At 58.7% G+C, this 12,014-nt stretch carries 13 protein-coding genes and 2 tRNA genes; 8 read left to right on the forward strand and 7 right to left on the reverse strand.

The window, feature by feature from the left end; all coding sequences use genetic code 11:
- Nucleotides 1–126: 126 nt before the first annotated feature.
- The 5 genes from FFV09_RS02610 (at nt 127) to FFV09_RS02625 (ending at nt 2,861) form a co-directional block, all read left to right on the forward strand.
- On the forward strand, nt 127–309 hold the full coding sequence (locus FFV09_RS02610) for a hypothetical protein (RefSeq protein ID WP_141446240.1): 183 nt from the start codon (nt 127–129) through the stop codon (nt 307–309).
- Nucleotides 310–515: 206 nt separating this feature from the next.
- A complete protein-coding gene (locus tag FFV09_RS02615) occupies nt 516–881 on the forward strand; it encodes a NucA/NucB deoxyribonuclease domain-containing protein (RefSeq protein WP_281288490.1) in 366 nt (121 codons plus the stop codon).
- A gap of 15 nt (nt 882–896) precedes the next feature.
- The gene (locus FFV09_RS02620; protein WP_170314914.1) at nt 897–1,268 is read left to right on the forward strand and encodes a YidH family protein; all 372 of its coding nucleotides are present in this window, start codon (nt 897–899) and stop codon (nt 1,266–1,268) included.
- Nucleotides 1,269–1,777: 509 nt separating this feature from the next.
- A complete protein-coding gene (locus tag FFV09_RS23660) occupies nt 1,778–1,915 on the forward strand; it encodes a hypothetical protein (RefSeq protein ID WP_170314915.1) in 138 nt (45 codons plus the stop codon).
- Nucleotides 1,916–2,234: 319 nt separating this feature from the next.
- Nucleotides 2,235–2,861 carry an FMN-dependent NADH-azoreductase gene (locus tag FFV09_RS02625; protein ID WP_141446243.1) on the forward strand — a complete coding sequence of 209 codons (627 nt, stop codon included), beginning with the start codon at nt 2,235–2,237 and terminating at the stop codon, nt 2,859–2,861.
- A 273-nt stretch (nt 2,862–3,134) separates the two neighbouring features.
- On the opposite strand, the gene FFV09_RS02630 is transcribed toward FFV09_RS02625, so the two are convergent.
- The gene (locus tag FFV09_RS02630; RefSeq protein ID WP_141446244.1) at nt 3,135–3,365 is read right to left on the reverse strand and encodes a hypothetical protein; all 231 of its coding nucleotides are present in this window, start codon (nt 3,363–3,365) and stop codon (nt 3,135–3,137) included.
- A 219-nt stretch (nt 3,366–3,584) separates the two neighbouring features.
- On the opposite strand from FFV09_RS02630, the gene FFV09_RS23665 reads away from it, so the two are divergent.
- Nucleotides 3,585–3,734, forward strand: a complete 150-nt coding sequence (locus FFV09_RS23665) for a hypothetical protein (RefSeq protein WP_170314916.1) — start codon at nt 3,585–3,587, stop codon at nt 3,732–3,734.
- A gap of 97 nt (nt 3,735–3,831) precedes the next feature.
- Here the strand turns inward: FFV09_RS23665 and FFV09_RS02635 are convergent, their stop codons facing one another.
- From FFV09_RS02635 to FFV09_RS02645, 3 genes are all read right to left on the reverse strand, one after another.
- On the reverse strand, nt 3,832–4,782 hold the full coding sequence (locus FFV09_RS02635; protein ID WP_141446245.1) for a ring-cleaving dioxygenase: 951 nt from the start codon (nt 4,780–4,782) through the stop codon (nt 3,832–3,834).
- 203 nt (nt 4,783–4,985) lie between these two features.
- Nucleotides 4,986–6,134, reverse strand: a complete 1,149-nt coding sequence (locus FFV09_RS02640; RefSeq protein ID WP_141446246.1) for a DUF2264 domain-containing protein — start codon at nt 6,132–6,134, stop codon at nt 4,986–4,988.
- Entirely contained in the window at nt 6,128–7,285 is a 1,158-nt protein-coding gene (locus FFV09_RS02645; protein ID WP_141446247.1) for a glycoside hydrolase family 88 protein, read from the reverse strand. The genes FFV09_RS02640 and FFV09_RS02645 overlap by 7 nt, the downstream gene beginning before the upstream one ends.
- Before the next feature lie 156 nt (nt 7,286–7,441).
- On the opposite strand from FFV09_RS02645, the gene FFV09_RS02650 reads away from it, so the two are divergent.
- Both FFV09_RS02650 and FFV09_RS02655 read left to right on the forward strand, forming a co-directional pair.
- Nucleotides 7,442–8,245: a helix-turn-helix domain-containing protein gene (locus tag FFV09_RS02650; protein ID WP_141446248.1), complete on the forward strand. Its 804-nt coding sequence runs from the start codon at nt 7,442–7,444 to the stop codon at nt 8,243–8,245.
- Nucleotides 8,246–8,366: 121 nt separating this feature from the next.
- Entirely contained in the window at nt 8,367–9,542 is a 1,176-nt protein-coding gene (locus FFV09_RS02655; protein WP_141446249.1) for a serine hydrolase domain-containing protein, read from the forward strand.
- A 576-nt stretch (nt 9,543–10,118) separates the two neighbouring features.
- Here FFV09_RS02655 and FFV09_RS02660 read toward each other — a convergent pair.
- The 3 genes from FFV09_RS02660 to FFV09_RS02670 all read right to left on the reverse strand — a co-directional run bounded on the left by FFV09_RS02660 (nt 10,119) and on the right by FFV09_RS02670 (nt 11,935).
- Nucleotides 10,119–10,192 (reverse strand) — tRNA-Ile (locus FFV09_RS02660).
- Between the two features lie 48 nt (nt 10,193–10,240).
- Nucleotides 10,241–10,314, reverse strand: a tRNA-Met gene (locus FFV09_RS02665).
- Between the two features lie 64 nt (nt 10,315–10,378).
- On the reverse strand, nt 10,379–11,935 hold the full coding sequence (locus FFV09_RS02670) for an ABC transporter substrate-binding protein (RefSeq protein ID WP_141446250.1): 1,557 nt from the start codon (nt 11,933–11,935) through the stop codon (nt 10,379–10,381).
- Nucleotides 11,936–12,014: the final 79 nt, after the last annotated feature.

A 12,014-nucleotide genomic window follows, 5' to 3' on the forward strand; every position in this document is an offset into this window, starting at 1 on the left:
ACGGGGTAAATGCTTCTTTTGTGAACGGCGGAAGATTGCATTTTACGAAATGATTCATTCGGGCCGGGAACGTGTATCCTTTTTAAGAGAAAGATATCCAAAAGATCTCCAGAAAGGGTGACGACGATGACCAGAGACCGAGAAGCCGACGTGAACGATAAAGGGCCGGGCCCGGACGATATTCCCGATGTCGACCCGCGCTACGAAGAGACCGATCCGGGTTCGTTCGACCAAGTGACCCGCGACAACCTCAAAGGCGAAGACAGTCTGATCGACGATCCGGAAGATTCCGAAGAACTCGACAAGTAGCCGCTGGAAGCAGCCGATAAATTTGTGCACGCGAAACAGCCTCTTTTCCGGTATAATGAAGCTCCGACTACCGGTTAAGGAGGCTTCTTCGTGTGAGCAAAAAGAATTCCCGCAACAAAAAGGGCAAAGCGCCGTCGGTGATCACGATCGTCCTCGCCGCCCTGCTGATTCTGTTCGCCCCGCAGCTGTACAAAATCGTCGGTCCCCTGCTCGATCTGGACCTCGATATCGGAAGCCGCGGCAGCGGCGAGACGATTCGCCTCGAATTTCCCGTCGACCGCTATCCCGCCACGGCCGCGCATATCCGGGACGCGATCGCAAGCGGCGAATCCCGCGTCTGCACGATCGACCGCGGCGGCGCCGAGGAGAACCGCGACGACTCGCTGCGCGGCATCCCGACCAAAAAAGGCTTCGATCGCGACGAATGGCCGATGGCGATGTGCGAAGAAGGCGGCACGGGCGCGGACATCGAATATGTCGAACCGTCCGACAACCGCGGAGCCGGTTCCTGGGTCGGCCACGCGCTGGACGATTACCCGGACGGCACGCAGGTCGAGTTCATTCTCAACTGATCGGAGGAACTGTCTGTGAACGGAACGCAATCGACGGGATCGACGGAAAACAAATACGTCCAGCAGCATCTGGCCAACGAACGCACGTATCTGGCCTGGGTGCGGACGTGCATCGCCGTGGCGGGCCTCGGCTTTCTGGCCGCAGGGCTCTTCAATTCGACCTACGGGGAAAAAGCGCATCTGTTCGCGGTCGCGGCCGGTATCGGTTCGCTGTTGTTCGCCTTCTCGCTGCTGCTGTCCGCGACGCTCGATTACCAGCGCAAACGCCGGGACATTAACGAAGGCGTGTTCCGCTCTTCGCGCCTGATCGTCAATTTGACGCTGGGCTTCATGCTCGTGCTGTTCGTTCTGCTGTTCGTGCTGGCGGGATTTCTGCTGTTTGGCTGAATCGGGCGCGCAGACGCGCCGAACCTCTTGACGCTGTCCCTCTCTTGTTCCCATAATATACAAGACGATATAAATAGAACGAACGCGAAGGCAGAACCGGACGGAAGGAGGCGAAGACATGCTTGGAAAAAGCTCGCGCTTGGGCGCAAAAGCGGCGATTGCGCTGCTGTGCCTGCTGTTCGTGCTGCTGCCGGAAGTCCGGCTGCCGGGCACGGCGGTCAGCGTGCCGGAATCGGAACTTCGGCACGCGGGCTACCATCAGCAGCATCCGTACGCGCCGCCTGCCGCCCAGCCTTCGACGCCGGCGCCCGACACGGCGGCCCTGCCGCTGTTCCCTTGGCTTCCGGCGGCGCCTCTCGCGCTCGCTCCGCGCAATCCGCACACCGATTCGCGTATTCCGATCCTGCGCAGGCACCGCCTGCTGAGGCCGCTTAAGTTCAAGGGTTCGTTCCTGCCCTTTCCCCGGATGTCGAACGTAATCGAATCCGCTTCGAAAGGAGGAAAATCAAATGTCCAAAGGAACCATGCATCGCACCGAAGAGCATCACAAGCAGGAAGGTCTGCTCATGATTCGCGAACTGCGCACGATTCTGCTGTTCACGCTCGGCTCGGTAGCCGTCGTCGTCGGCCTGTCGTTTTTCCTGTAATCGACGCTGCGGCCGTTCAGGCCGCATGAAGCCATCAACCGCCAAGCCCTCGTTCGCGAGGGCTTTTTGGCGTCGTTTAACGGATATGGACAAAAAAAGAGCCCCGATGCCGAAGCACCGGGGCCAAAGTCTATGTTACAGAGGGGTTGTACCGTTAATATACCGACCCAAGCTTAAACGTACCTGATAGCAACCTGAAAATCCGATTAAAATTTGCTTGCTCTCTTTTTTTCAAAAAATGGGTTGACTCTTTATTTTATTTCATATACTATAATTAAGAAAGTTAAACTACAAAAGATATTTCAGGAGGAAACCATCCATGTCCCACGTTCTCTTCATTAAAGCAAACAACCGTCCGGCCGACCAATCGGCCACTGTCAAGCTGTACGAAAGCTTCGTGCAAAGCTACAGAGCCGCTCACCCGGATGATATCATTACCGAATTGAACCTGTTCGAAGCGGATCTTCCTTACTACGATAACGATATGATGAGCGGATTGTTCAAAGCGGCTCAAGGCATGGAAGCGACTGCGGAAGAACAGCGCCTGGCCGGTCTGGCCAACACGTATCTGGATCAATTCCTCGGCGCGGACAAAGTCATGTTCGCTTTCCCGCTCTGGAACTTCACGATTCCGGCTCAACTGCTGACTTACCTGTTCTACCTGAACCAAGCGGGCAAGACGTTCAAATACACCGCTGAAGGTCCGGTAGGTCTCGTAACCGACAAGAAAGTCGCTCTGCTGCAAGCCCGCGGCGGCGTGTACTCCGTAGAACCGATGAGCGGCATGGAAATGTCCCTCAACTACGTGAAGAACACCCTCGGCTTCTGGGGCATCCGCAATCCGGAAGTGGTCGTTCTCGAAGGACACAACCAATTCCCGGACCGCGCCGCTTCGATCATCGAAGAAGGCGTCAAGCAAGCGGCCGACCTGGCTGCCAAATTCTAAGATCGTTCTACTTCGTTCAAAAGCTCCGCTTCGGCGGGGCTTTTTTTGTATGCTCGAAAAAAGGATAACCACAAAAAACCGCTTCATTTAGGATGATGTTTTTTTTGGTATAACCACAAAAAACTGCTTCATCCAGGGTGATGTTTTTTTTGGTATAACCACAAAAAACTGCTTCACCCAGGGTGATGTTTTTTTTGGTATAACCACAAAAAAAAAGCTTCATCCCGAGGATGAAGCTTTCGCTCTATTCTATGCGATCAACATTAAGTTTGTCTATTCTTCGTGGCCGGGAACTTCCGTACTTGAAATGTCTTCAATCTCAAGCTGCTTCAACTCTCCCCATCTTCCGATCGTCAACTTACCGCCATTCAAGTCAAGCTCCGTAATCTGTCCCACAAACAGCTCGTCCGAACTGTGTACCCGAATCACGACAAAATAGCCGTTCGTAAAAATGCGCTGAAGATGTGCCTGTACCTTCATGACTTGCTGTTCTTCCAATTCCATATGGAGTCTCCTTTGTAAGGACCCACTAACGGACAGTCCGAACCGATGGAAAAGCACGGCTATCAATTGTACCCCTTTTGCAGTCTCTATACTTTACCATTGCAAGTTGCAAAAAGCAAACTTTTCGACCGCTGTTCGTTTCGTCTTCCGTGAAACGGGTATATTAATAAGTTATATATAAAGAGGTAACAAGAGAGGTCACCGGGAGGAGACGGTAAAATGGCAAGAAGCATGCGCAGACGCGGCGGCAGGCGGTCGGGAGACAATGACGGCAAATGGGCTTTTGTCGAGATACTGGTCGAAGTGCTGCTGGCTTTCCCGCGGCTGATCTTCTTGCTGTTCCGGGCTCTGCTGAACTTTTTGAATTAACGGGACCGGGGTCGATCCCGTGTCCACGCGCCAAAAAACCCGCACTCCGCCGGGAGTGCAGGTTTTTCGGTGCGCGTACGGAGTCGGCTGATCGGCTTCAAGGACGCTTCGGATCCAGGCTGCGAACTTCGAACGGAATCAACGTCTGTTCCAGCTGCGCACGATGCGCTTCGTATTGGGCGGGCAGCATCAGCTTCGTGCCCATCGTCTCCGGCGTCTCGTCATGCGCGAAGCCCGGAGGGTCGGTCGCGATCTCGAACAGGATCTCGCCGTGCTCGCGGAAATAGACGGCATTGAAGTAGTTGCGGTCCTGCACCGGCGTCACGCCGTATCCGTGATCCGCGACGTAATCCTGCCAGGCCAACTGGTCGGCGTCGTCTTCGGCCCGCCACGCGATATGATGCACCGTGCCGACGCCCATCGTGCCCCGCGCGACAGGCGTCATCTTCAAGTCGATCAGATTGCCGATGTCCGCTGTCGAGCGGTACCGGGCCAGATCGCCGTCGGTGCCGACGTACGTCAGCCCCATCACTTTTTCCAGCAGCTCGGCGGTCCTATCCGGTTGGGCCGACAGCAGCGTCGCGCCGCCGAAGCCTTTGATCGCCGTCTCCGGCGTCACGTCTCCGAACGTCCACGTGTTGGCTTCTCCGTCCGCCCGCTCCACCAGTTCCAGATGCAGGCCGTGCGGATCGTCGAATTCGAGATAACGCTCGCCGAAGCGGCTCAGCTCCGTGACCGGCACGTCGAACTTGGCCAGGCGTTCCTGCCAGAATCCGATCGAGCCGACCGGGATAACGAACGATGTGATGCCGACCTGCCCCGCTCCCACTTTGCCCCGATACGCATTGGCCCACGGGAAAAACGTCATGATCGTGCCCGGCTTGCCGCCCTCGCTGCCGAAGTAGAAATGATACGTCTCCGGATCGTCGAAGTTGACCGTTTGCTTCACCAACCGCAGTCCCAGCACGCCCGCGTAGAAATCGATATTTTCCTGAGGATGACCCACGATAGCCGTAATATGGTGAATCCCTGCCGTTTGTTTGTTCATCTGAATCCCTCCGAATATTTTATTTTAAGAATCTTTATTTAAAAGTATTTCCGTTACGTTTATAATATCTTTGATTAAAGATAATGTCAAGCCTAATCGGTATGGAAAAAAGCTCGCCCGAGCGACAGCACGGACAAGCTTCGTTTTTCACCAAAATCCGTGTTCGGTTCCTCCGGTCCCGTCCACGCGTCGCCCGCTTCCGCTCAGCCGTACAGCGCCGTATCCGCGCCGACGCGTGCTCCCGCCGCAATCTTCGCCGACGTCCAGTGGGTATCCGGCTCCGCCCAGAACGGATCGTCCGGCGCAAGTCCCAGCGGCAGAAACGCGGTCGAACACAGATACAAGCTGCCTACGCTGATATACCCTTCCGCAAGCTCCGGCTGATGTCCGTACACGCCGGGCGTCAGCCAGCCTTCCGCGTCGAACGTGCCGGGCGCGTCCAGACTGCGCCGAATAACGGCGGTGAGCGCGCAGCGCACTTGAGCCGGAGCCAAATTGTCTTCCAGAAAATGCTGCAGCGCAGCCTGTGCCAAATGCTGGAACGCCCCGCATCGATACGCAAGCGAACGCCCGATATACGGATACGTGCCGCCGGGCGCGATCATCCGCTCCAGTACGGACGCATAACGCGATGCCCGGGACCGGATCGTCTTCTCCATTTTGGCATAATCGGGCGAAAGATGCCGGAACCTCCCTACCAGATCGACCAGCATGGGCTGGATCACGAAGCTGTTGTAATAATCCCAGCGAAACTCCGGCCCGTCTCCGTACAGTCCGTCGCCCTGATACCAGTCCATATGCAGATGCAGCGCCAGATCGATCCGCATGCGGTCGTAGTCCGCGTCGCCGAGCAGATCCAGCGCCGCTTCCACCATCGCGCTGAACAGCAGCCAGTTCGTCTTGGGCGGAACGGTCCGCCGTGTGCGGCGAAGCTCCGCGATCAGCCTCGTCTTGACCTCTTCCGGCAGACTCCCCGCAAGCGCGCGCGGCGCCCGTACAAGCGCATGGGCGAGAAAAGCGGCATCGACCAGCGGCTGGCCTTCGTCCGAGAAGTTCATGTAGTCCGGCGAGTCCGGATCGGTCGCGGCGGCGATGCCCCGAAGTACCGAGTCCTGGCAGCGCGCCCTCAAGTGCTCCTCCTCGCCTTCCAGCCCTTCAAGCTCCAGCCACGGCGCCATGCCGCAGATGAGCCGCGCGAACGCTTCCAGGCACGCATAGCGGGCGCGTTCGGGATGGAAGTGTGTCGGCAGGCGCTGTCTGAGCTCGCCCTGATCCAACGCGTCCAGAATCGGATCGCCGATCGCAAGCAGCGTATCGACCCAGGCTTTGCGCGTCCCGTCCGATTTTACCATAGATGCCGATCCTGCCCCGACAGCCGAAGCACGCCTTCGATGAAGAAATAATCGCCGTAGATGATCGGAACTTCGCGCTCTTCGCTGAAATACGCCACTGTCCCGCCTCCGAGGATACCGTCCTCGCCCGGCGCCCAGTTGGCGAATTTCTGCTCCGAAGCCCGCAGCATGCGAATCGCGGCCTCGACGTACAGCCGGCGTTCATGCTCGTCCACGGCTTCGGCAAGCTCCAGCAGGCCGCAGGCCGCGCAGGCCGCCGCCGTCGTATCGTGTACGACCGGCTCCGCCGGCGCGCGGAAGTCGGCCAGCGGCACGTAACCGGTCATGGCGGCATTGGCGATAAAATAGTGCGCGATCCGCTTCGCGGCGTCCAAATATTCGCTTTTGCGCGTATGCCTGTGGCTCAACGCCATGCCGTACAGCGCCCAGGCCTGCCCGCGGCTCCACGACGAACCTTCGGCAAAGCCCTGGCCGCCCGGCTTGTCCAGTACGGTGCCGTCGACTGGATCGAGGATCACGATATGGTTCGCAGAACCGTCCGCCCGCAGCGTCGTGCGCAGCACCGTGTCGACATGCGCGATCGCGATGTCCCGGTATCTCGGGTCCTGCGTCTCTTCGCTCGCCCAATACAGCAGCGGCACGTTCATCAGGCAGTCAACGATCATCCAGCCCGCGCGGTTGTTGCCCGGCTCGTCGTTCCACGCCCGCAGAAACCGTCCCGCCGGATTGTAGCGTCCCGCGAGCACGCTGGCCGCCTGCAGTCCCCGGCTCCGGGAACGGGCGCTGCCGGTCAGCCGGTAGTTGGCGACCGCCGTGTGCAGCCACATAAAGCCTACGTCGTGGTGCAGTCCGTCGAAGCCGAGCAGCGCCTCGTCGAGCCGCTCCTCCACTTCCTCCGCCGCCGCACGGTAAGCCGTTTCTCCCGTCGCCTTGTGCATCTGCCACAGCATGCCCGGCCAGAAGCCGTTCGTCCACCAGTAGATGTCCCGAACGCCCCAGTCTTCGTAACGTCCGTTCGCCGGAATATACGGGATGCCGCTGCCGATCCGGGCGCATTCCGCCGACATTTTCACCTTCAATTTGTCCAGCGTCGAGTCCAGCCAGTCCCGGTGTTCGCCGATTGCCGCGTGCTTGTCGTTAGATGGTTGCATAGCGTTATCCTCCACTCCTTCGCCAAAAGTTGTCGGGCTGCGCCGTATAGCCGGCGTGTCCCGTCCGCTTCTTTACTATAAAATTTTGCGCGGCGGCAAAGCGATAGCCTATAATGAGCAAAAACTGATCGATTGTGCGATCGAGAGGAGCCGCTTATGCTCAAGCTCGCCAAGTGCGGATACCATTCCACCCATCCCGACGGCCTGCTGATCGACCGGCCGAACGGCTCGGGGCGCTACGTGTTCGTGCTGTTCAAAAGCCATGCGCACGTCACCGTGAACGGACGCACGGTCACCGTATCGCCGGACACGTGGATGATGTTCCGCCCGGATACGCCTTACCGGTACCGCAGCGCAGACCGTTCGTTCGTCAACGACTGGCTGCATTTTGACGGCGCGGACGTCTCGGAACTGCTGTCGGACCTTGACCTGCCGCTCGACGAACCGGTGCCCGCCGTCCATTCGGGCTCGCTGTCCCGGCTCGTGATGGAACTTCAGCGCAGCACATGGCTCGGCGGTCCGCTGCAGGAGCGGATTATCGATTCCGACCTGCGCGGCCTGCTGCTGAAGCTTGGCAATCTGCGCCGGCTGCGCCCGGGTTCGGAGCGGATGGCGCGCTATTTCGCCCAACTGTCCGAACTGCGCAGCCGGATCTACAGCACGCCGCAGCAGCGGTACACGATCGACGAACTGGCGGCGGAAGTCAATCTCAGCCGTTCCCATTTTCAGCATGTGTACAAAGAACTGTTCGGCTGCCCCGTTTCGCTCGACCTGATCGGCAGCCGACTGGAATTCGCCAAGTATTTGCTCGAAAACGACACCCAGTCGATCGGCTCCGTCTCGCTCATGTGCGGCTACGAGAACGACACCCATTTCATGCGGCAGTTCAAAAAGTTCACCGGCAAAACGCCGAGCCAATACCGCAAAAGCTGTACGGGGACGCAGGCGTTACCGCGCTGAAGGTTCCGACGCCAACACCAAAACGATGCTTCCCCCCTGTACAACTTTTTCAAATAGGCTTACTATTTCTTGGGGAAAGATTTGAAGAACCATTTGAACCGGAAAAAGGAGACTTACGACCATGCTGCAATCCGATACACTCGCAAGTTTGGGAAAAACGCTGAGAACAAGCATCGAACGCCAGGAGATCGCCGGTGCCAATCTGCTCGTACTGCAAGGCGGCCGAGAACTTTTTTACCTGGAAGACGGTCTCGCCGATCCACAGTCGGGACGCCCGATGACCCGGGACGCGATCTTCCGCCTCTATTCGATGACGAAGCCGATCACGGCGACCGCTATTATGCTGCTGGTGGAGCGCGGGGAAATCGATCTGCTTGATCCGGTGAGCCGGTATATTCCGTCTTTTGGCCGTCCGCTGATCGAGCAGGGCGACCGATTGGTTCCGCCGATCCGCGAAGTCCACGTGCACGACCTGCTGCATATGACGTCGGGGCTGGTCTACGGCGGAGAAGACCGGGCGGGGCAGCATGCGGAAGCGTTGTTCCGGGAGCTCGGCGACCGACTGCACGGCGATCGTCCGATGGGCACGCTGGAGTTCGCCGACCGGATGGGCCGGGGCCCGCTCGCGTTCGAGCCGGGTTCGGACTGGCGATACGGCACGTCGGCCGATATCCTCGGCGCGATCGTGGAGATCGTCAGCGGCATGCGGTTCGGAGAGTTTCTGCGACGGGAAATCTTCGAGCCGCTGGACATGCCCGACACGGGCTTCTGGCTGCCGGAAAGTAAACGCACACGTCTGGCGAAAACGGTTCAAGACGACGGGAACGGCGGATTGAAGACGTACGAAGGCGACCACCTCGGCGTCCTGCACCTTTTCGACCGGGAACCGGCATTCGAGTCCGGCGGAGCCGGACTGTGCTCCACGATCGACGACGCCGCCAAATTCACGACGATGCTGCTTAACGAAGGCTGCCTCGGCAGCGCCCGCCTGCTGAAGCCGAGAACCGTCCGCCAGCTCACTTCCGCAGCGCTGAGCGACCGCCAACAGGCCGGCTTCGCCGGCTGGCATTCGCTGATCGGCCACAGCTACGGCAGCCAGATGCGCGTCCTCACCCACCCCGGCCAAGCCGGCCTGCTCGGCAGCGTCGGCGAATACGGCTGGGACGGCTGGCTCGGCGCCTACTTCGCCAACAGCCCGCTCGACAAGCTGACGTTCCTGTTTATGGTGCAAAAAAGAGACTCCGGCACCCTTGCGGTAACGCGGAAATTGCGGAATTTGGTGTTTGCGGGGTTGTAGGGGGTGCGAGACTGGAGCGGAGTTGGCGGATGAACGTGTAGACGGGTGGGCGAATGTGAGTGAGTGAATGAACAGGCGCGTAGACGGAAGGACGTGGGTGAGTAGGCGTGTATGGGCGGAAGGGTACGTTTGAGTGAGTGAATGAGCTGGTGTGGGAAGGAATAGCTGCGTGAGAGCAGTTATTTCCGTGTTGGATGCCCGGTTTGAGCAGAATAACTGCGTGAGGGCAGCTATTTGCTCATGCAGGCGATTGAAAGACCATTTTCCCGCCAAATAAATGGTTCTGTGCAGTTATTTGCGATCGGGTCGGTTTTTAGCGGAAATAAGTGTAGTGGTGCACTTATTTCGGTTAGATTGGGTTGAGCTGGGCTGGGCTGGGAATGAGTTGGATCAGAGCGCAAAAGAGCGGTTTGTTTTGTTGGAGTTTTATTTGATTAGGGGAACTTTGGACAGCCTTTACTCTGGAAAGTAAGGGCTGTTTTAACTTTCGAAGAAGACCGGGATTACTTGTCAGAACGTACGCATCTTATCTCCAAACGCAAAAAAACCCTTACTACGTAAGGGTTTTTGCCATAATGGGCCCTACAGGACTCGAACCTGTGACCAACCGGTTATGAGCCGGTAGCTCTAACCAACTGAGCTAAGGGCCCTGGTTCCGGTTGCGGCCGGAAGACCGAGCCGGGACAATCTTGCTTCAATTGCGGGGGCAGGATTTGAACCTGCGACCTTCGGGTTATGAGCCCGACGAGCTACCGAGCTGCTCCACCCCGCGACATTTTCAATGTGCTATCCGTGAACAGCAACATTGAATAGTATAACCCCTGCGTACCGTCAAGTCAAGAGCTTTTTAGCATCGGTCTATACAGGCCCGTAAGTCCTTGTCCAAACTCCCGCTCGCCAAGCGCAAGCGTGCCGTCTTCGGCGAACGGACCTTTGAGCCAGCGGCGGCCTTCGTTCTCCCATTGTTCCAGTCCCTGCTTCGCCGGAAGTTCGCCGCGCAGCACGCGCTGGAACAGCTGACGGCCGGCGTCGCTGATCTGCCACAGCTGCGGATTTTCCTGTACGGCTTTCTCTTCGCGCTCGGCGATCGGCTCGGCGGGCCTCAGCTGCGTGAACGCTTCGCTCCGGTAGCCGTGACGCTCCGCTTCCTGCGCGATCGCGCTCAGCCGGCTCGGCATCCGGTACGGATCATGCAGCTCCATGCCCTGCATCCGCTCGCCGGTCACGAAGTCGATAAATGCCCAAGCCTCGGCCTGCTTCTTGCTCGAAGCGACGATCGAGAACGTATCGCCGAGCTTGACCCCGGCGCCGATCCCTTCCCGGCCGGGATGGACCGGCAGCGTCACGGTGTTCCATTTGAACGCGTCGAAGCCTTCGATCCGTTCCGCGTTGCGCGACGCCGTCTGCAAGTTCGACGCGTAGCTGCTGTCCGCGATCGTCATGGCCGTCTGTCCGCCGAGGAACAGGTCGCCGCCGAACGGATCATAGCGGTCCGGATCGGTATTCGGGCGAAGATTGAGCGGTATCGCTTCCTGCTGCGCCATATCGGCAAGCTTCGTCCAGACGTCCAGCCACTGCGGCGTATTGACGGTCATCTCGCCTTTGTCCGAATCGAACGTCGACAGCCCGAGCGGATCGGTGTACAGGCGGATCGCCCAGAGCGGATCTTCCGCGAGTGTCTGGGTAAAAGACAATCCGTACACATGCCCTTTGTCGGCATTTTCTCCGCTCGCCGCGCGGGCCAGCGCGAAGATCTCGTCCCACGTCATGCCGTCTTCCGGCGGCTTGACCCCGCTGCGCTCGAACCAGTCGGCGTTGTAGTACAGCGCGGACGACGCATACTCCGGCGCCAGCGCGTACAATTCGCCGCCGCCAAGCTCTTTGAGTCCGCCGATGACGGCCGGAGCGAAGTCCTGTTCGCTTGCGCCCGTCTGCGCCAGATAAGGCGCCAGCGGTGCGGTCCAGCCGTTACTTGCGGCCGCGCGCAGCGTCTCGGGATCGAGGATCAGCACGTCGACCGGGTCGTCGCCTTCGGTCAACTTTTTAAGCTCATCCAATGGAACTTCCGGTCGATACTGCTCCGAGTCCGGATCGAGATACCGGTAGCGAGACGTGTCGACGGCAGGCACGATCTGTATATCGAGCTCGGGGTGCATATATTCGTAAACGTCCGTGTAGGCTTCGCGATAATAGCGATCTCCGGCTTCGCCGGTCAAGATGCCGATCCGCAGCGTATCGCCGCTTCCGCGATTGCCGGCGGACTCGCCGGCAGCGCCTTCCGCATGCAGCGTCGGCTTCGGCAGGTCGTTCTCCGAAAAACAGCCCGGCAGCACAAGCAGCCCCGTAAGTAGGGTCATCATGCCCGTCCAGTACGGTCTGGTCAACCTCTTCATGATCCCTGCCCCTCTCGTTGTCTTGGTGACGTCCCGCTTGTATGAACGCCGATATCGTGGGATTGGTTACGGATATGAC

It is taken from the genome of Saccharibacillus brassicae, assembly GCF_006542275.1.
GTDB lineage: Bacteria > Bacillota > Bacilli > Paenibacillales > Paenibacillaceae > Saccharibacillus > Saccharibacillus brassicae.

Excerpts from the sequence above, each read along its gene's own strand:
- FFV09_RS02645 (WP_141446247.1), bottom strand. The coding sequence starts at position 7,285 with ATGCAACCATCTAACGACAAGCACGCGGCAATCGGCGAACACCGGGAC.
- FFV09_RS02630 (WP_141446244.1), bottom strand. The coding sequence starts at position 3,365 with ATGGAATTGGAAGAACAGCAAGTCATGAAGGTACAGGCACATCTTCAG.
- FFV09_RS02635 (WP_141446245.1), bottom strand. The coding sequence starts at position 4,782 with ATGAACAAACAAACGGCAGGGATTCACCATATTACGGCTATCGTGGGT.
- FFV09_RS23660 (WP_170314915.1), top strand. The coding sequence starts at position 1,778 with ATGTCCAAAGGAACCATGCATCGCACCGAAGAGCATCACAAGCAGGAA.
- FFV09_RS02640 (WP_141446246.1), bottom strand. The coding sequence starts at position 6,134 with ATGGTAAAATCGGACGGGACGCGCAAAGCCTGGGTCGATACGCTGCTT.
- FFV09_RS23665 (WP_170314916.1), top strand. The coding sequence starts at position 3,585 with ATGGCAAGAAGCATGCGCAGACGCGGCGGCAGGCGGTCGGGAGACAAT.
- FFV09_RS02650 (WP_141446248.1), top strand. The coding sequence starts at position 7,442 with ATGCTCAAGCTCGCCAAGTGCGGATACCATTCCACCCATCCCGACGGC.
- FFV09_RS02670 (WP_141446250.1), bottom strand. The coding sequence starts at position 11,935 with ATGAAGAGGTTGACCAGACCGTACTGGACGGGCATGATGACCCTACTT.
- FFV09_RS02610 (WP_141446240.1), top strand. The coding sequence starts at position 127 with ATGACCAGAGACCGAGAAGCCGACGTGAACGATAAAGGGCCGGGCCCG.
- FFV09_RS02655 (WP_141446249.1), top strand. The coding sequence starts at position 8,367 with ATGCTGCAATCCGATACACTCGCAAGTTTGGGAAAAACGCTGAGAACA.
- FFV09_RS02625 (WP_141446243.1), top strand. The coding sequence starts at position 2,235 with ATGTCCCACGTTCTCTTCATTAAAGCAAACAACCGTCCGGCCGACCAA.